The organism is Marinobacterium profundum, assembly GCF_001528745.1.
Lineage (GTDB): Bacteria > Pseudomonadota > Gammaproteobacteria > Pseudomonadales > Balneatricaceae > Marinobacterium_A > Marinobacterium_A profundum.
On the sequence record NZ_BCNS01000169.1, the window covers coordinates 1 to 18,135 of the forward strand.

17 protein-coding genes are annotated in these 18,135 nt (G+C 57.2%); 7 read left to right on the forward strand and 10 right to left on the reverse strand.

Going from position 1 to position 18,135, the window contains the following annotated elements; all coding sequences use genetic code 11:
* Positions 1-69 precede the first annotated feature (69 nt).
* From MPRO_RS20285 to MPRO_RS20300, 4 genes are all read right to left on the reverse strand, one after another.
* Positions 70-696 carry an IS110 family RNA-guided transposase gene (locus MPRO_RS20285; RefSeq protein ID WP_082709004.1) on the reverse strand — a complete coding sequence of 209 codons (627 nt, stop codon included), beginning with the start codon at positions 694-696 and terminating at the stop codon, positions 70-72.
* Positions 697-799: 103 nt separating this feature from the next.
* Entirely contained in the window at positions 800-2,203 is a 1,404-nt protein-coding gene (locus tag MPRO_RS20290) for a hypothetical protein (RefSeq protein WP_158651896.1), read from the reverse strand.
* Positions 2,204-2,304: 101 nt separating this feature from the next.
* Positions 2,305-3,528 (reverse strand): CaiB/BaiF CoA transferase family protein, encoded by a 1,224-nt coding sequence (locus MPRO_RS20295; RefSeq protein WP_067297467.1) that lies wholly within the window; start codon positions 3,526-3,528, stop codon positions 2,305-2,307.
* A gap of 92 nt (positions 3,529-3,620) precedes the next feature.
* On the reverse strand, positions 3,621-4,001 hold the full coding sequence (locus MPRO_RS20300) for a hypothetical protein (RefSeq protein ID WP_067297470.1): 381 nt from the start codon (positions 3,999-4,001) through the stop codon (positions 3,621-3,623).
* Positions 4,002-4,117: 116 nt separating this feature from the next.
* Between MPRO_RS20300 and MPRO_RS20305 the strand changes: the two genes are divergently transcribed.
* Entirely contained in the window at positions 4,118-4,900 is a 783-nt protein-coding gene (locus MPRO_RS20305) for an IclR family transcriptional regulator domain-containing protein (protein WP_067297473.1), read from the forward strand.
* 19 nt (positions 4,901-4,919) lie between these two features.
* Here MPRO_RS20305 and MPRO_RS20310 read toward each other — a convergent pair whose 3' ends face one another.
* Both MPRO_RS20310 and MPRO_RS20315 read right to left on the reverse strand, forming a co-directional pair.
* Positions 4,920-5,696, reverse strand: coding sequence for a CoA-transferase subunit beta (locus MPRO_RS20310; RefSeq protein WP_067297477.1), 777 nt, complete (start codon positions 5,694-5,696; stop codon positions 4,920-4,922).
* Positions 5,689-6,543: a CoA transferase subunit A gene (locus MPRO_RS20315; protein ID WP_067297480.1), complete on the reverse strand. Its 855-nt coding sequence runs from the start codon at positions 6,541-6,543 to the stop codon at positions 5,689-5,691. The genes MPRO_RS20310 and MPRO_RS20315 overlap by 8 nt, the downstream gene beginning before the upstream one ends.
* A 237-nt stretch (positions 6,544-6,780) precedes the next feature.
* On the opposite strand from MPRO_RS20315, the gene MPRO_RS20320 reads away from it, so the two are divergent.
* From MPRO_RS20320 to MPRO_RS20330, 3 genes are all read left to right on the forward strand, one after another.
* Positions 6,781-7,767, forward strand: coding sequence for a Bug family tripartite tricarboxylate transporter substrate binding protein (locus tag MPRO_RS20320; protein ID WP_245635156.1), 987 nt, complete (start codon positions 6,781-6,783; stop codon positions 7,765-7,767).
* Between the two features lie 71 nt (positions 7,768-7,838).
* Complete coding sequence (locus MPRO_RS20325; protein ID WP_067297483.1) at positions 7,839-8,348, forward strand: tripartite tricarboxylate transporter TctB family protein; 510 nt, start codon at positions 7,839-7,841, stop codon at positions 8,346-8,348.
* 65 nt (positions 8,349-8,413) lie between these two features.
* Complete coding sequence (locus MPRO_RS20330; protein ID WP_067297486.1) at positions 8,414-9,901, forward strand: tripartite tricarboxylate transporter permease; 1,488 nt, start codon at positions 8,414-8,416, stop codon at positions 9,899-9,901.
* 1,511 nt (positions 9,902-11,412) lie between these two features.
* On the opposite strand, the gene mobH is transcribed toward MPRO_RS20330, so the two are convergent.
* On the reverse strand, positions 11,413-13,275 hold the full coding sequence (gene mobH / locus MPRO_RS20340) for a MobH family relaxase (RefSeq protein WP_067297492.1): 1,863 nt from the start codon (positions 13,273-13,275) through the stop codon (positions 11,413-11,415).
* A 355-nt stretch (positions 13,276-13,630) separates the two neighbouring features.
* On the opposite strand from mobH, the gene MPRO_RS20345 reads away from it, so the two are divergent.
* Genes MPRO_RS20345 through MPRO_RS20355 form a run of 3 tightly spaced genes read left to right on the forward strand, consistent with a single transcriptional unit; the run spans position 13,631 to position 14,821 of the window.
* A complete protein-coding gene (locus tag MPRO_RS20345) occupies positions 13,631-13,951 on the forward strand; it encodes a type II toxin-antitoxin system PrlF family antitoxin (RefSeq protein ID WP_067297496.1) in 321 nt (106 codons plus the stop codon).
* Positions 13,951-14,409 carry a type II toxin-antitoxin system YhaV family toxin gene (locus MPRO_RS20350; protein ID WP_067297499.1) on the forward strand — a complete coding sequence of 153 codons (459 nt, stop codon included), beginning with the start codon at positions 13,951-13,953 and terminating at the stop codon, positions 14,407-14,409. The genes MPRO_RS20345 and MPRO_RS20350 overlap by 1 nt, the downstream gene beginning before the upstream one ends.
* Positions 14,410-14,452: 43 nt before the next feature.
* Entirely contained in the window at positions 14,453-14,821 is a 369-nt protein-coding gene (locus MPRO_RS20355) for a DUF3742 family protein (RefSeq protein ID WP_067297502.1), read from the forward strand.
* A gap of 17 nt (positions 14,822-14,838) precedes the next feature.
* Here the strand turns inward: MPRO_RS20355 and MPRO_RS20360 are convergent, their stop codons facing one another.
* Genes MPRO_RS20360 through MPRO_RS20370 form a run of 3 tightly spaced genes read right to left on the reverse strand, consistent with a single transcriptional unit; the run spans position 14,839 to position 18,132 of the window.
* Positions 14,839-16,359 carry a conjugal transfer protein TraG N-terminal domain-containing protein gene (locus tag MPRO_RS20360; RefSeq protein ID WP_067297505.1) on the reverse strand — a complete coding sequence of 507 codons (1,521 nt, stop codon included), beginning with the start codon at positions 16,357-16,359 and terminating at the stop codon, positions 14,839-14,841.
* Between the two features lie 13 nt (positions 16,360-16,372).
* The gene (locus tag MPRO_RS20365; protein WP_067297509.1) at positions 16,373-16,723 is read right to left on the reverse strand and encodes a hypothetical protein; all 351 of its coding nucleotides are present in this window, start codon (positions 16,721-16,723) and stop codon (positions 16,373-16,375) included.
* Entirely contained in the window at positions 16,720-18,132 is a 1,413-nt protein-coding gene (locus tag MPRO_RS20370) for an integrating conjugative element protein (protein WP_067297514.1), read from the reverse strand. Before MPRO_RS20370 ends, MPRO_RS20365 begins: the two co-directional genes overlap by 4 nt.
* Positions 18,133-18,135: the final 3 nt, after the last annotated feature.

Genomic DNA, 18,135 nt, shown 5'->3' on the forward strand with positions numbered 1-18,135 from the left:
GAGCTTGCGATACGCTTGGCAATGTCATAACAGGTGTCCACTTAGAAATAGGTGGACACTATCAGGCGCTCACGGCAACTGGCTCAAGATGGGTTCGCCGGACGCATACATACGGTCGTCCAGAAAACGCAGATCGTCAGCCAAGCCGTAAAGCAAAGCGCGGAAGGCATCGGTCAGCCCATTCTCACCATCCTCCAACCAGCACGGTAGGGAACTGCGTAGCTGCTGGATGCCGGTTGGAGCAATTATTCCGTATTCGCCAACCAACCCACGAATCTGGTTAGCCTTAGCGGTCCGCTGGCCTACGAGTTCTTCGCGGATGCGGTGAGCCGCCTGCGTATCCTGTTGGGCAACAGCCTTGACGGCTACAAAGCGCATGTTCGGCCTACTCATCGCTTCACAGATGGCCTCGGCATCGACCCGGTCGTTCTTGTTACTTTTGACGTAGGGTTTCACGAACTGCGCCGCTATCAACTTGACGGTATAGCCACGCTTTTGGAGCTCGCGTGCCCAGTAATGGGATGAGGCGCAAGCCTCCATGCCAATCTCGGCGCCAACGGGGACGCGTTTGCATAATGCCTCCAGCCACTTCTGCCGTGAGTACTTGCCTTGCCACTGTAATTGACAATGACGATCGACCCCGTGCACATGAAACACCGACTTGGCTATATCGACACCGACACGGATAATGTTCATCTGGGCTTCTCCTCATCCACATGATGGTTGGATCTTCACACCCACCATTTTGGCGCATGACGCCGGAGTGGGGTGAGGAGGAGTCCATCCCATTGGTTACTAATCAGAGGCCTCTTGGTAGGGTCAGTAATATGCAGAGCAAACTAGATAGTGTTAGCGTTATTAGTGAGTATCTGAGGCTCCATTCATATGAGACCCGTTTTGCTTTGTAGCCGGTGCAACTTTCTAGCAAAAGGGAATTGGCGGAGTAGGGCGTGCCTGCAATGGTGACCCCCCAGCCGACAACAATCCCCAAGCCTAACCCTAGCAAGCTGTATTCAGGCCAAATCGGCCCTAAAATGCTGCCCAAAAGGGTGCAAGTTATAATAGGGTTTACTCCCAGAGTTCCGCTAGCAAAGAACAGCCATGGCACTGTACCGGCCACCAGCGGATAAGCCCAAGAGGGCAAACTGAAATGTATGCCCAGCCAATTCAGTGCAAAGGTACCGATGATACCGCCCAGAAAAGACGAGCCCCCCATGATCAGCAACTCGTTATTGATGCCGGCTAGCGATGGCAGGGACACTACACCATCGGCCATTCGACGATAAACAAGGCCGGCTACTACCGCAGTCAGACAACTCAAGGTTACCGACTGGGAGTAGAGCAATCCCGCCTTTGCATTAAGCACAAATGTGCCCACACAAATCAGTGCAATGATGGCAACGAACCTTAGCCAGGAAATTAAGGCGGATTGGCTGTACTCAGAGGGTGCGGGCATATCTTTGTGAAGTGGCTCCTCTTCTCTGGCTAAGGTGCCGGCTAGAAGATAGAAAGTAGCGACGGGAAGGCCTAGGGCTATCAGTTTCCAGCTTGGCAGATTTGGCAGGAAAGTGAGGGTCATGACAAAGGATATCGACAGTGGTGAGGCCATGGGGGATGCACCAAAACCGCGCACCACGGCCCGTGCGGCATTGTGTGTCAAGGCACTGTCACCCTGTGCCTTAGCCTGAAGGCCGATCATCGTCGCCACTACACCGACGGCTCCAAAGTTCAGTGGAATGGATAGTAATGCAGTACCGAAGGTCATGCTAAGGTAGCGTAATAACGATTTCCCGGCAAACAGGCTACGGGATATGACTTTAAGGTCGTTAGATTGGCCCAGTACTGCGGACAATAGCATCACCGTAATAATCAGGGCGCCGATTTGCGCCATGTTACCGGTTGCCTTGGGTAAGGCCTCAGGCGCATAAGTCATCGCCACAAGGGTAAAGAGAATTATGAGTGTAAAAAGCACCCGCGCCGCTAGCCTCAGGTTGCCCCAGCCAAGCACAATCGCAAGGCAGGCAAAGAGAGTTGCAGCCACCGTATTGCCCGGCATAAAGGTTGCGACTCCGGTAAGCAGCGCCAGATAGGTGAGAATAGAGCGGGACCGGGTGTAACTGCTTGGACGCAGGAAATGCTTCATACTGCCGACATTTCGAGACGTTTTTCCCTGTTTTCTTGATGATTCAGGACAGTCAATCATGGGCTTCCTTTCCTCCGGCAATCTTGGTGCCATAACCAGTGAGGGCTTGTTACGGTCAGGAGGGGTCCCAGTGCCACCGGGGAGCCCGTTGACTCTGAGACTCAGACGATTCCTTGCTGCTGCAAGGCCGCAATCTGTTCCGGGCTCTTCTCAAGCAACCGCTCGAGTATCGTGGTGGTATCCTCACCCAGTTTGGGTGGCGGCTTAGGGTACTCCTGCTGCGTTTTTGAGAACTTGATTGGATTCGCAACACCGGGAACGGGACCGATCTCCGGGTGCTCTTGCTCGATTTTCATGCCGCGCGCTAGGACCTGAGGGTCTTGGAATACCTGGGCTATATCCTGGATTGGGCCGCAAGGCACATGTAATTCGCGCAGTAGGTCCAACCAGTCGCGACAACTGCGGCTGCGAGTGATTTCCGACATCAGTTCCACTAGCGCGGGGCGGTTCAGTACTCGATCGGGGTTGGTGCGGAACCTAGGGTCCTGGGCCAACGCTGGCTGTTTCACCGCGGCGCAGAAACGCTGGAACTGACCGTCGTTTCCGATAGCAATGATGACCTGGCCATCTGTGGTCGGGAACGGCTGGTAGGGGGCTAGGTTCGGGTGGTATTCGCCGGTGCGGGTTGGTGCTGTGCCGCCGCAGAAATAGTTTAACGCCTGGTTGGCCAGCCAGCTGACTTGGACGTCCAGCAACGCCATGTCTATATGCTGCCCTTCGCCGGTGCTATTGCGGTGGTGCAGCGCTGACAGGATCGCGATCGCCGCATTCATGCCGGTGGTCAGGTCCGCGACAGCCATCCCGACCCGTTGTGGGCCTGCGCCAGGCTGGCCGTCTGCCGCACCCGTAATGCTCATCAGGCCGGCCTGGGCCTGGATGAGGTAGTCGTAGCCGGCATCTTGGGCCATAGGCCCGGTCTGACCGAAACCGGTGATAGAGCAGTAGATGAGCCCGCGGTTGGCCGTCACTAGGTCGTTGTAACCGAGCCCTTTCTTGGCCAAGGTGCCGGTCTTGAAGTTTTCCACTAGGATGTCGCTGCTGGTGGCCAGCTCGCGAATCAGCTCTTGGCCTTCGGTTCGACTGAGGTCAACGGTGACTGAGTGTTTGCCGCGGTTGGCGGAGAGGTAATAGGCCGACTCTCGGGTTTCGTTGCCGTCCCGGTCCGCGAGCCAGGGCGGACCCCAGTAGCGCGTATCATCTCCGGTGCCGGGGCGTTCGATCTTGATTACTTCAGCGCCGAGGTCGGCGAAAATCTGCGTGCACCAAGGACCCGCCATCACGCGGGTCAAGTCTAGTACTCGAAGGCCTGTTAGTGGACCTGCCATTGCATCATCTCCTTGTTATCGTGCGCTAATGCGCGTGGTGTAGGGGGAGCGCTCCACGGGTATCTTGCCCGGTGCTAAGCTTGCGAACCGGATCAAATCGAGGCTAAACCGACAGTCATGTCTTCGCAGGCATAGAGGGCCTGACCGGTGACGTAGCCGCTGCGTGCATCCAGAAAAAATCTGACGCTGTGGGCTACATCGTCTATCTCGACCATGCGCTGCATGAGAGTGTTGTCGATAATGTGCAGGGCGCGTTCGTAATCGGGCGGGGCACACGATACTGTGGTTGTTAAACAGTTACGTGACCTGATGCCGTCGCTCAAATCCAGCAGGTGGTCGTCGGTCAGCTCAGTCGCTTCGGGGGCGACTGTATCGGCTGCAATGACACGATAGCCCTCACCGTGCAGCTGAAATGCGATCGATTGCCCGATATTGCGTGCGCCGTCTGTGTTTAGAACGCTGTATTTACCCATCCGTCGGTACCCTGTTTCCTGATGTTTATATGCGTGTGGTGTCGCTAATGTTTGATAAGTGAACAAAAACAACGATAATCGAACAAACTGTCAGTTATCTCAGTACGGAAATACGCATGTCTGTCAAAAACTCCCAGCCTGGGGCCGTCGACAAAGATTTTCTCGCCACCTTTGCTCGCGGTCTCGAGGTAATAAAATCCTTCGATACACAAACGCCGTCGATGTCCCTGACGGACGTCGCCAAGAAAAACAACCTGTCCCGTGCTTCGGCCCGGCGTTTCTTGCTGACGCTGCAGAAACTCGGCTATGTCAAAAGCGACGATAAGCGGTTCAAGCTAACCGCCAGGGTTCTCGAACTGGGCTACTCTTACTTGGCTACCCTAAACTTCTCCGAGACAATCACCCCGTTTATGGAGAAGATCACGCACAAACTCGGCGAATCCTGCTCCGCAACGGTTCTGGACGGTCAGGATGTTGTTTATATAGCCCGTATCCCGGTGCGTGGCCTGATCCCGGTCAATTTACAGATTGGTGCCCGGCTGCCTGCCTACGCGACCTCTATGGGCCGAGTGCTGTTGGCGGCTCTACCAGAAGACCAACTGGAGGCGTTCCTGTCTTCAGCCACTTTGGAGCCGCTCACGCCTTACACTGTGACGGCCGCTGAACAATTGCGCTCCGAAATCGAACGAGTGCGTCGCCAAGCGTACTGCATCATTGACCAAGAGCTCGAACTCGGCCTGAGGACCGTCGCGGTACCTGTCTATGACCGTAACCAGCATGTATGCTTCGCTCTGAACGTTAGCAGCCATGTCAGTAAGGTGTCACTCGAGCGCGCGGAGCGGGAATTCGTACCTCTAATGCAACAGGTGTCCCAGCAGATCACGGCGGCACTGCCCTGAATACTACCGCCGGCGACGCTTACCGGGCGGCGTAGGCCGCTTCGGTACGCGCGTTCAATTCCCGTAACACCTGTAGTTCTTCCACTGTCGGTGCCGGTGTCGTTTTCAGTTCAGCGGCGACCTTCAGTGGCCAGCCGGTGGCGTTAACGACCTGCTCCACCATCACACCTGGGTGCAGGTGGGTCAGTACCAATTCGCGACTGACTGTATCCGGTTCGAGAATGCCCAGGTCAGTGATCACCATGGCCGGACCTTGACCACTCAGCCCCAGTGCTTCACGGCTGTTTCCGCCTTCGTAAAAGCCAACAGAGGTGATGAAGTCAAGCTTGTCGACGAACGCTCGCTTGCTGTGTCGCAGCGTTATCAGTACACGCTGACAATGGGTGGCAATCAGGGGAGCACCGCCGGCGCCGGGGAGGCGCACCTTGGGGGTCTCATAGGAGCCGATGACAGTGGTGTTGATGTTGGCGTAGCGGTCGATTTGAGCGGCGCCAAGGAAGCCGGTACGGATTTTTCTACCTTGCAGCCAGTATCGGAACATCTCTGGTATCGAAACGACGCTGAGTGCTGTCGACGATAGTTCACCGTCGCCGATCGACAGCGGCAGTACGTCGGGCTGGGTATCCAAGGTACCGCTTTCGTAGATCAGTTTTATGTTTTCGGCGTGGCTGAGGCGTGCCAAGTTGGCAGCCGCGCTGGGAAGTCCGATGCCGACGAAGCAGACATCGTCGACAGCCAGAGTGCGTGATGCTGCGATGGTCATCATTTCGAGTGGGGTGAAATTCAACTCAGACATGGTTTTCCTCCCGCAGTTTGTCCATGTACTCGGCGAAGTCTTTCGTCTCAAGTACGAAATGCCTCATCCAGCTACGGAATTTCCTGTAGTCGCGGCTGATTTTGTCCCACTGGATATAGAAGCTGTTGTGGCGTTCGTAGTAACCGCTGGCGTAGGACGGGAAAGCGCCGGAGGGCACTTCGCAGACTGCGTTGATCACCCAGTTCGGAATTACCGTCCCCCCCTCGCGTTCGCTGACCCGATCCACGATTTCTTCTACGGTCACGATCGTGTGTTCCGACGCCAAGACGACTTCTTTCTGGACACCCTGGATTCCGTCCAGCCAGATATTACCGAAACGGTCTGCGCGCTGGGCGTGGATGATTCCGACGTCTGGACGCAGCGCCGGGACGGCGGACAGCTTTTTCCCACTGAAGGGGCAGGCGATGCTTCGAATATTGGAGTTGTGCTCCGGGTAGGAGGTGCCGCGGTAACCATCAAAGATCGCAAGTGGTAATCCGGCGGCGCCGGCGGCATAGGCGTTGGCCATGGCCGCGTGATCGTGCTCCTCAATCGCTAGAGCGCGAGGGTTTGCATTTTCGTAAGCATCACGAAAGCGGTGCAGCGAGCCGACGCCCGGGTTACCGCCCCAAGAGAAAATCAGCTTGTTGGCGCAGCCCATCCCGATCATCTGGTCATAAATCAAGTCAGGGGTCATCCGTATCAGGGTCAGGTCACCTACACCCTGACGGATGATTTCTAGCCCCGCAGCATTGGGGATTAGGTGGGTGAAACCCTCCAAGGCGACTGTCATACCTGGTTTTACGTAACGAGATACGGCCTCCTTGAGTGTCACTATAATTGTCATTCCAGTCCTGTTTGTTCGATTATCGTACATTGGTTCGAATAACGTAAATCGTAGATTTCTTTCCCATTGCTTGTCAAGCTTGAAGTTGGCACGGAGTGTGATTGAACAGCAGAGTGCTATTCACTTGCCTGTCGATAAAGATTGTGTAAAAGTGGCTCGGCATTATCTGATATTCGCACAGTTGTTCTATATTCGAACAAATTCCTCATCTTATAACAAAGAACTAAGGACCTCATCATGAAACGACTGATGGTGAAACTGGCTGGCGCGGTGACATTTGCGGCGGCGACGGCAGTGCTTCCTGTCTCCCTAGCCGCGGCGGCTGAATGGCCAAGTGACACCGTGAAACTGATCGTTCCCTATTCGCCGGGAGGCACTACGGATATCATTTCACGTAAGGTGGCAGACCTGCTTAAAGATGAGTTGGGCAATGTCATCGTCGAGAATCGTCCGGGTGCGGGGTCGACAGTCGGAACCGGTCAGCTGGCCCGTGGTGGTCGTGGCGCGGATCACAGCATCCTGATGGCGTCCCCGGGGCATGCCATCGGTGCGGCTATCTACTCGGGACTACGCTACGCTCCGGTGAATGACTTCCGATTTATCCGCAACGTCATAACCATTCCGAACGTGATGGTAGTGCCGGCCGACAGCCCGTATAACAGCGTCGCGGAATTTATTGATGGGGCACGGGGAGGAGAATTGACCTTTAGCTCCCCCGGTGTTGGGAGCTCCGTTCATATGTCTGCTGAGCTCTTCAAAAACCTCACGGACACGAACATGGTACACGTGCCGTTCCGTGGCAGCGGTGAAGCGCTGCCGGCACTGCTGGGGGGGGATGTCGATGTAGCCTTCGAGAACATGCCGACCGTACTTCCCCACATTAAGTCCGGTAAACTAAAGGCGCTTGCCGTGACTACGACCAAGCGTTCGCCCTTCCTGCCCGACGTGCCCACTGTCGCTGAGGTCGGCATCGACTATGGCTTGGGTGGCTATAAAACCTCAGCCTGGTTTGGTCTGATTGCGCACAAGTCTATGCCAGACGAGGCAGTGTCTAAGCTGCGTGACGCCATGACGAAGATAATGGGGCGCGAATCCTTCACCTCTTTCTTGCCGCAGATTGGCGCGGAACCGGGGGAAGAGGACGGCGAGGTCTTTCGTGACTTCGTTGCGGAGGAAGTGACCAAGTGGGCCGAAGTGGCCCAGCATGCGAATATCAAGAACTAAGTGGTCGAAACGCAGGGGCCGTGTGGCTCCTGCGCCCGGACTCCCGTTTATCGTTTCGTCGGAGGTTGGTTGTGAAGACCAAAGAGGTCAATCGTTCTGAATGCCATGGTCGCATCAAGCCGGACTTGATATTGGGTATGTGTTTGGTCGTGTTGGCCAGCATATTTATTTTTTACCTAGTGCCGCAGTATATTACCGAGCCGCAGATGGTCAAGAATCCTATGTTGTCGCCGCGCTTCCTGCCTTTGGTGACTGGTTGGGTGGTATTACTGCTCTCAGTTATCGTTTTACTGGAAGGCATACGACGTCCGCCGAAGCAGAATTCTGTTGAGAATGTACATGCGAAGGTGCCTAGGCTGCGCTGGGTGTTGATGCTAGCGGCTGGCCTCGTCTATTCGTTGTTGTTAGAGGAACTCGGAGCCATCGCCAGTGGCGTGATTGCTACGGCAATGCTGTTTATCGCTCATGGTCTGCGGCAAGTCAGAATTTATCTGCTGGCCCTGGTGTTTCCGGTGGTCGTCTCGCTTCTTTTCGTCCATGTGCTTAACGTGCCGCTGCCGGTCGGCATGATCTGGGAGTGAAGGCGTCGAGCGGATTGATTTGCAGAGCGTGTATCCCACTGAATACCTGAATTTGGACATCTAGGATGGAAAATTTTTCTGAAGTACTCTCGATATTCTTGAGTGTCGATAACTTTGTTGCGATCGCTGTTGGCGTTTTGGTCGGAGTGGTGGTGGGCGCCATTCCAGGCCTGACCGCCACCATGGCCGTAGCATTGGCACTGCCATTTACCTTTTCTATGGAGCCGGTGACGGCGATTTTGCTGCTGATCGGTATCTATAAAGGTGGCATGTACGGCGGTTCTATTACTGCCATCCTGATCCGGACCCCTGGCTCGCCCGCGTCGGCGTGCACGCTACTTGATGGTTATCCGCTGGCGCAGCAAGGGCATGCGAAGAAGGCACTTAAAACGGCGCTCTATTCGTCTTGCGTGGCTGACGTTATCTCCAATATTTCGCTTATCTTCTTCGCCGGTTACTTGGCCAAGATCGCGTTGAATTTCGGTCCTCCGGAATATTTTTGGCTGATTTGCTTCTCGCTGACGATAATCATTTCAGTCTCCGGCGACTCGGTGGTTAAAGGCCTGATTGCTGCAGGGCTCGGGATTATCGTCTCTACTATCGGCCTGGATGCTGTCTATGGCTCCCAACGGCTGACGTTCGACAGTTATAACCTGATGGACAGGGTCTCCTTTGTGCCGCTATTGATTGGCCTATTCGCGATTCCTGAGATCATCGAGTTCTATACCAGCAAGGTGGGGCCGCAGATACGCTCGGCGGTATCGGGTGCGTCGCTGACGCTGGCCGAGTGTAAACGTTGTTTAAAGAGCGTTATCCGCGGTAGCTTAATAGGTGTCATCATCGGAGCAATTCCCGGCACTGGTGCGACGGCTGCGGCCTTTATCTCTTACAGCGAAGCAAAGCGAAAGTCACCGAACAAACATAATTTCGGCAAGGGTGAGATTGAAGGTGTCGCCGCGGCGGAAGCCGGCAATAACGGCGTCGCAGGGGCCACCCTGATACCGCTGCTTTCGCTGGGGATACCTGGTGATGTAATTACAGCGATTATTCTTGGCGCCTTCATGATCCACGGGCTGACACCGGGGCCGGTGCTGTTTCAAGAGAACTTGAGCCTGGTTTATGCGCTATTCTGCGGTATTCTACTTAGCTCCGTTGTGCTGCTGCTGGTGGGCAACGCTGCTATCCGATACTTCTCCCTGATTGCAGATATACCTAAGGCCATCCTGCTGCCGATCGTACTGATGTTCTGCGTTTACGGCGCGTACGCCGTAAACAACAGTACCTTCGATATTGGTTTGATGCTGCTGTTCGGGCTGCTCGGTTTTGTCTTCAATCGCACAGGAATCGTGGCAGCCCCCTTCCTGATTGGCTTCATTCTCGGGCCGATGTTCGAAGACAACCTGCGCCGCACGCTGCTTATCAGCAAGGGTGATCCGTCGGTATTTTTCCGCGGCCCCATCGCTTGGTTTTTTATCGCGCTGACCGTAGCCTCGTTGTTGTTCGCCGTTCACCGTTACTGGAAAAATCGACTTGTGGATGTGCCGGCGCAATGAATGAAAATGGTGGCCTGGCACCGATCTTGGGCCAGGACCCACCGCTCCTTTTTATATAAGAGCGTTGTTAAAGGGGAGCTGGGTAAGAATCTGTGATGGAGTGAGCGTGCTAATCGGTCGCCACTGTGATGTTATAGCCGTAGCGGTGCTGAGGGTCTTAGTGTGGGACTGTTGCGTGCCCTGTAGGCGGAGAACCTCAAGCTCGATCCGGCCTAGGTCTAAGCTCTTTCTCAACCAGACGTAGACCCTGCCAGTGCGGCAGCCATCGGCCTGCTCGGCGTGCTCGATCAGGAAGTCCTTGAGCTGTGGCAGGGCGGATGGAGAAAGTTTGGTCCGAGCCCGGGCGAAGGCCAGTTCGGAAACTGTCCGCTCCAACTGCGCTTGCTGTCGCAAGAGGTCAAAGAACTGATCCAGCTCGGCCTAGGCGCTCTTGCACAGGCCGGTGAGCATGACGGCGATGAGTGACTGTAGCGGCAGCTTGCGCTGGCGCGTGAAGGTGTTGGGATGTTCGGGATGCCGCGCCATTTGGCGGGACTCCTCGGAATGGAGATAGGGGGAAATCGGCGAAGATGTCGGATAAGGACATGGTGATGGATGGTCAACTTTTTACAGCGTCCCGATTTGTCTGAAGGGCCCGACGTACAGTAATCTTCGCAGCCAATTGCTAATCAGAATGCACTCAAGAAACCACGTAACACACGCAGGCAGTGTCTCTAAGCTGCGCTACGAAGCGTGTGGCGGGCAATGGAGTTAGGTCGAGCACAGAGGCGGTAAACTTGGGAGACGCCTTCGGCGGCGACGTCCGGACCAGAGCGTTTGCCGAACGCTACTTCCAAGTCCAGCACACTGACCTGCTCTTCGCGGATGACGCCATCTTTATACGATCTGATTCTATGTTTGGTCCACCGATGCTGGTCGTACTGATAGCTGCTGTTGGGCACTCCTCAAGCACTAGCTGCAGCTCGAATTTGAGTTTTTCCTGTCAGCAGAAGTGCGCCTGGGTCCACCTGCTCTTACCCGCCTCGTAGTGCTTGCCGTGACGTAGCAAGAAAGCCTCTAATCGCTGACGTACCTGCTGCTCTTCATATCCTCACCTGCTCGGTACAGGCTAGACAGTGACTTCGAATCCCGCCTGTCGGTCTTGACAGGATCGCCCGGACGCGTCGGAATCATTCAGTGAGCGACAATGTCACACTGATGCCCGAGTTGGGTGATCTGCCGATAGAGGCGGTATCAGCAAGGGCCCGCTTCGTAACAGAACGCGGGCACTTCACCCGCTGAGTTGAGCCGCTTGACCCGTTTACTGACGGCATCGGGTGTGTTCGGAATTTTCCTGTAATACACAAGTTTGCTCCGGCGCGCTTGAACAATCGCCACTGGAATGCTGCCTTTGTGTGTCGAGGCCGCTGTCTAAGCTAAAGTTGTCCATGCCTGCCCACCTTGATTATTGTTCTGTGTTTGAAGGCTTAACGCTCTTACAAGCGTAATCCACTCGCTCGAGGTCGGGCAGGTCAATTCATTATGTCTAGGTAAGGGTTATTCGGCGGGATCTCATCGAACATTAGGCTTGGGGACTGCAATAGATATCCATACAAACGGCGTGATTTGCGAGGTCCCGTCACTTCACAGGTCCAGATATTCAGCCCGGTGGGCTGCTTGCGGTGTAGCTGTAGTTTCTCGAAGCGTTTCTGTATCCACTGCCAACCCTGCTGATTATCTTCCTTGGCGTAGACGGCGATTTGGGGGTGCTCCTGCGCATAGCGTTGGAACACGCCCGGGCTGACCAGGAACACAGTATCGGCCACGGTATGTATCAGAGCCTTGGCATCATTGATGATCAGCTTTCGTGACTGGATGCCTTGCTTCAGCCAGGACATGAAATGTTCGCCCGAAGGCTGCTCTGCCGCAGTTTTTGGTGAGGCTTCCGGTGCGGGCGGCTTTGGTACTAGCTCGTTCGCGTTGAGCGCCGTATTCGCTGAATCAGCAGGCTGAGGAAGTGATGTGGTCGCGGAGTTCAGATCGGGCAGATCGAACACTGAGAGCAGATCCTCAATTACGTTGGATTGACCCCCTGCGTTCTTGGTTGAATTTGATGCAGTCTCGTTCGCAAGCGTCTGATTGGAATCCTGCTGAAATGGCGTACCGGGCGGGGCGGTGGCGGCTGTACCAATAACGGGGTCAACTTTGGGGTCGTCATCGGTTGTACAGGCCGCCTCGTCGACCGGTGTCTCCACCGCTACGGTGCCGGTGAACGGCTCCGGGCGTTGGGTCGCCTCCCAGATCAGGGCCGGCGCCAGCCGCAACAGCGTGAAGCTATGCGACCAGCCGGTTGCGCTGGTGATGGTGGCTTTCCAGATCGCTTTGCCCTCAGGCGTCGGTTGCAAGATGGCGTGGTCCTGCAGCACATCAAACACCGCCGAGTTGTTCGCCGGTATGCCGTCTACACCCTGTGACAGCAAGTGCGCGCGCAGCTTGTCGGAGACGGTTTTGCTGACCAGCCAGAGGGCGTCCTGGGTCAGCCAGCCATCCGAGGCCTGGGGTTGGTTCAGCTTCAGTTCTTCCCTGAGCAGGTAGCGCAGGCCATCGAGCAGTTTGCGCTGGAGCGAGTGTTTCGGTGCCGCCATGGCTTTGGCCGGGTCGCCCCCCAGCTCTTGGGCCACAGAAGCGCGGTCGGCCTGGCTGACCAGATCTCCCAATACGCCCGCATGTTCGTACTGACCGGCCAGGACATAGAGCAGCGCAGACCAGAGCGCCGGATAGCCACTGAGCCAGTCGAGGATGTGGCGATCAAGTAACTGGTGGTAGAGCAGCCCGGCGGCCGCACTGTGCAGGCGGTACGCCCGGTCATCGCGGTAACGGAAACGATACGGCTGTTGCAGCGGACCGTGCCAGGGATGCCAGCGGGCTCCGTCCTCATATTCGACGTGCAGGTCGACGGCAATCTTGCCGATATCATGCAGCAGCGCCGCGTACGCCGTGGCGGCCGTCCAGGCTTCGGACTGTGCGGCCTGGTCTTCCGGCGTCGCGCCGGCAGGCAGCAAGTAGGAGTGCCGCAGTTTGAGTGCATAGGCTACGATCTCCAAACCGTGGTCGAGCATGCCGCCGTGGTAGGCATGATGATGGCTTTCAGAGGCGGGGAATTGCTGCACAAGCTCGGCGTAGCGCTCAAGAGGCGTGCGGTATAGCCAGGCGAACTGCTGGTGCGACAGGGCGGTGCGCTGCCAGATGTGCTCCAGCAACTTCTCGCGGCGTGGCGTGGTCAGCAACGAGGCCGCCGATTCCGGCCGGATCAGCCCATTGGTCAATTCCGTGAGCGGGGTAGGCGATGTATCGGCAGATGGAAATACCCTTTTACGTTGCAGCAGCGAGAGCATCTATATCTCCATTCGGCAGACCGGCAGGGGAGCCTTTTGGCCTTTTCGGGTAGGGCCTTTCCCCTTGCCCCCATTCCATTATCCATTCAGGGCCCTTTACCATTTTGCTTTGCTAAGCCCTTTGCTAAGCCCTTTGCTATAGGGCAATGCTGGGGTGCTCGGCCATGATCAATGGGTTTTGCAGCGCGCCGTATTGCGAGCAGAAGGCAGGCTGTTTCGGGTATAGGATGCGGTCTTTCATGGCAGCTCGGATACCGATATGCACCAATACGACGGACAGGATCGAGGTCAAATTGACAAGGTAAGGAATTTTTCTTACTCTTTGGGCATGCAAAATACCTACAGGAGCGCGATCATGCCCGGTATTCATGAAGTGGCTACACTGACGTCCAAGGGGCAGATTACGTTGCCCAAGCCGATCCGGCAGGCACTGGGACTCGATGCCGGCAGCAAGGTTGCTTTCGATCTCGGGGAAAACGGGCAGGTTGTGGTTACACGCGCGGGCGCGGAATACGAAGATCCGGCCATTGGAGCCTTCCTTGACCTGCTGGCCAGTGACATCCAGGCCGGTCGTCATGTCCAGACACTCCCGGAGGATCTAGCGCAGGCGATGCTGGCACAGGCCGGTCGCAGCGTCGACCTGGATGAGGAAATCCAGGGTGACGTGGTGATCTGATGCGACAGCAGGGATGGACACTGTTATTCCACGACTGTGTGGTTGAGCAATTGCAGAAGCTGCATGTGGCGGCGAAGCGTACCGAGCAGAAGGATCCGACAGGCTTCGAGTCCAATGCGAACGTTAAGCTGTTCCGGGCGCTAAGCCAGCTGATATTGGAGGTGGTACCGAGTGATCCTGCTCGGGACGAGTACCGTCAGGGCAATACGCTGGGGTCAGCCTATCGACATTGGCGTCGGGCCAAGATCGGGAGGCGCTTTCGGCTGTTCTTCCGCTATGATTCGAAGGCGAAAATCATCATCTTCGCCTGGGTCAATGATGAGCAGACGCTACGGTCAGCGGGCAGCAAGTCCGATCCGTACGCGGTCTTCGAGAAAATGCTGGGTCGCGGCCATCCACCCACGGATTGGGAGGCTTTGAAAGCCGCCAGCCACGAGAATTGGAGTAAACCGCCGTAACTCTAAGCAGCAACACTGTTAAGGAAGACAGCAGGTGACGACCATGAACACGAAAATTCATATCAGTAACGCAGAGCGTTTTGGCTGCTGGCTTGGTCGAGGATGGCGCGGTTATCTTCGCCGCGAGCGGCAGGTTTCGGGCTGGCTGGTAGAACAAGGATTGCCTGAGCGAGCAGGTCTCGTGTTGTCGTGGATCGCCAAGCTCGTCGTTCTGGGCGTGCTGCTGTATGCCGCGTTCTGGTTGGCGCTGTTGATTGTGTTTGCGGTGGTTGCCGCCTTGATTGCAAAGCAACGCAATCCGCTTGATGAAGATGAGTGGCAATTCGCTGATCTGAATGAACTCCGAAAAAAACCGGGTTATGATCCGAACCTCTATAACGACACTTCACACGACCTGTACGAAGACGATTGAGGCGCTGCGGCGCCTCGCTATTTCAGCTTGCCACCTGAAATGGCTCCAGCACCTTGACCTCCCGCTTGCGTAGATCCCTTGGTACCCTCCGAGAGTGCTTGAATCGCGTAACCTGCACGAATACCGACCCAGCTTAGTGCTGCGACCCAGAATCCTGGCAGGACTAGGAACATCGTCGCCATCACGAAGTTCAGCAACATATCGCCGAAGGCATTGTTCAAGCCCATCACCGGATCGAAGTTGGCGTGCGGTCGGTTCCATCCCCACCCCCAGCCATAGAGCGCGTCGAGGATGGTCGAGTCAATCCAGCGCGCGAGTTGGAACCAGAAGTCGACGAAGAAGAGCGCAAACTGCACGATGCTGATCGTCACCAGGGATTTGAGGTCGTAGGTGCCGATGACAAGCACCAGCGGGATGCAGATCACCAGGGCCATCTTTAAAAATGACAGTACCATCGGTAGCGCCTGTCGCATCACGTCCATCGCTGGGAATAGACCCAGGGCTCCAATGGTCATGCCGATATCGCCGGCAACTCGGGTAACGATGTTCGACCGGGTCTTATCGATCTGGCCGCCGTAGTCGGTGTAGATGCTACCCCGATTGAGTTTCTGCTGGCGGGGGGCGGCGATCGCACGGATCACCGCGTCATCCACCGCTGTGCGGCTCAGGAAGCCGGCCCAGTTTGCCAGCCGGGTTAACAGGCCGGGATCGACCTCAGTCAGCAGGCGGGCACGCAGGCCGATGTCGCTATCGTTCCACCACTGCCGACAGGTCGGGTAGCCGGCGCCGCTCGACACCTGGGCCAGGCCGGCATCGCGGCTGCTGTCGTAAGCCCAGCCATCGCGTGGCGTGCTGGTGTGGTAGCTGTCGTAGTAGCCGTTGGTCGTAATGAAGTAAGTCGAGCCAGTCCAGCTGACATCGTGCATCTGGGCTTCGTCGAGCGACGGCCGGGTCATGAACAGTTTGGCGCGCGCCGGTCCGTAACAGTCATAGGTAAAATCTGCCACCTCCTGGGCCAGTAATGGGTCGTCGATGCGGGTGGCATCGATCTCCATGCGCATCTGTCGCAGGTCACTGCCGCAGGGGATGGCTGCCACCGAGGCACCGGTGACCCCGCGGGACAATGCATGCATGAAAGCCCACCAGACCGGTACCTTGGCACTCTGGTGATTGAGGGTGGTGAACGACTGGCTCCAGCCAGTATCGCTGGGGGCGGGCACCTGGACCTGGCACTGGCGGGAACGTGAATCGTCGAAGCGAAGGGTGTTGAGGTCGACGTCGATAAAGGGCATGCCGGCAAACAGGATCACCACGATGGCCACCCAGACCCGGTTCTCGATGCGCATGGCTGATAAGACGCCCTTGTTGCCTTCATCGGCACCTTCGCTGCGAGCCTTGAGCCATTCCTGGAGGATGATGGCAATGAAGGGCAGGGCGAACACGCCGCTTGCAACCAGGACCGACCAGATGCCGTTGTGGACGATCCAGCCCACGAGGGTGAGGTAGTACTCCAGGTAATCGGTGGTATAGAGCGTCATGCGGGCCCCTCCGTTAACCGACCTGCAGCAATAGGCTGCACTCCAGCGCGGCGATCGCCAGCACGCCGGCAATTTCGGCACGGACCAGGCGCCGGCGTGAAGCCCCATCGGGCTCGCGCGCAAGCAAACGGCGGCGCATCCAGCGCCAGCCAGCGGCCGTTACCGCATAAAGGCAGAGCCGCCACAGCAGAAAATACCAGGATGCCCCCGCCAGCCAGCGTGCCCAGCCCTCGATACTGCCGAGCCGATAGATGCCGATAAGGTTGGCCGCGATGGCGGCCGCCAACAGCACTGAGGTCCAAAGCAGCGCCTTTGCCGTACGCCTACCGAACCCTTCGCGAACGCGCCGCCTGGCGGGGTTCATGGCGAAGCGCCGCTCGAGGTGCGCTGCAGCTGGTCAAGGCGATCCGGCACCGGGTCGCCCTCGTAAATGCCGCGCGAGCCGGCGGCACGTGTCCGAAAACGCTGGATGATCGCCATGGGCGAGTTATTGGCCAGTTCCCGGCGCAGTTCCAGTTCGGTCTTGAGGTTGAGGATCTCGCGGTCGAGCAGGTTGCTTTCGTGATCAACCGCGTCGACCGCCAACTGATTGGCTGCAACATTCGGCTCCTTCATGCCGGTCAGCAGTGTGCGCTGTAGCAGCAGGGCTTTCTCCAGCACCGAGGACAGCGCCACCTCGGAGGCCAGACGGTGGGCCAGAATGGCCTGGTCTGGCTCGTCGCGCAGCGCCTCGATAACGCCGCGCGTGATCGGCAGCGAGGAGCTACCCGCTTCACGCAGGTTGGCGAACGTGGTGGGGCGCGCACCGGTGATCAGTTCTTGCAGGGCCTGCAATTTGCTGTCGTATTCATCCTGGATCAGCGGTGTCAGCCCGACCCCGGGGGTGGTCTCGGTTTTGGTGCAGTGCTCGCAGGTGCGTTGCTCCTGTTCGCCCAGCACGCGGGTGGCCCATGCCACGGCGGCCTGTGGCGAAGACCAGGTCTGGCAGGCCAGGCTGTCGCAGCTGGTCGGATCGATGGCTGCGGTATCGGACACTGCACGGCCATTGACCAGGTTGTAGCCGGCGCGGGTGACGTCGCTCACCACCTTGATCGATGGCTGCCCGGTACCGCCGGCATTGCTACCGCCGACCCAGGGCACGCCCTCATTTCCCTTGCTGATCTCGGCCTGTTCGATGGCGGAGACCGCATCGGTGCTGGCCACGGCTTGTTGCAGCACCATGCCTTCCGACAGCTGGTTCCAGCCACGTTGTCCGCCGGCCATATCGGCCATGCGGTTGGCCATCGCCTGGCAGGTCAGCTTGGAGCGGTCGAAGTCGAGCCGGGCCTGCAAGATGCCATTGGTCAACAGGTTGTAGAGGCCGGGATCGGCGCGCTGGATGATCAGGGCCGGCAGCGAGGCGACAGCGCTGGTGGCATTCTGGATCACCGACGACATCAGGGTCTGGAAGCCGTCGGTCAGGCCGTTGAGCTGGTTCTGGATGGTGGTCGAGATCGACAGGTCGCCACAGACCAGGTTGCTGTTCCAGCCGGCGCCGACGCCGATGGAGCGCATGCTGGCGGCGCCGCTCATCGATACGGCGTTACCGCCGCCGATGGAGTACATCACCTCGTCGCCGATGACGCTGCCGCTGGTCTGAAAACCGTTGCTGCTGATCGTGGTCTGCGCCGCTGCCAAGCTGCCAGCCAGCACAAAGGTGCTGGCCAGTAGTGCCGAACACCAGCAGCGGCGCAGTAAGGGGCTCGATGTGTTTAAGGTACATGCTCGGTGCATTCT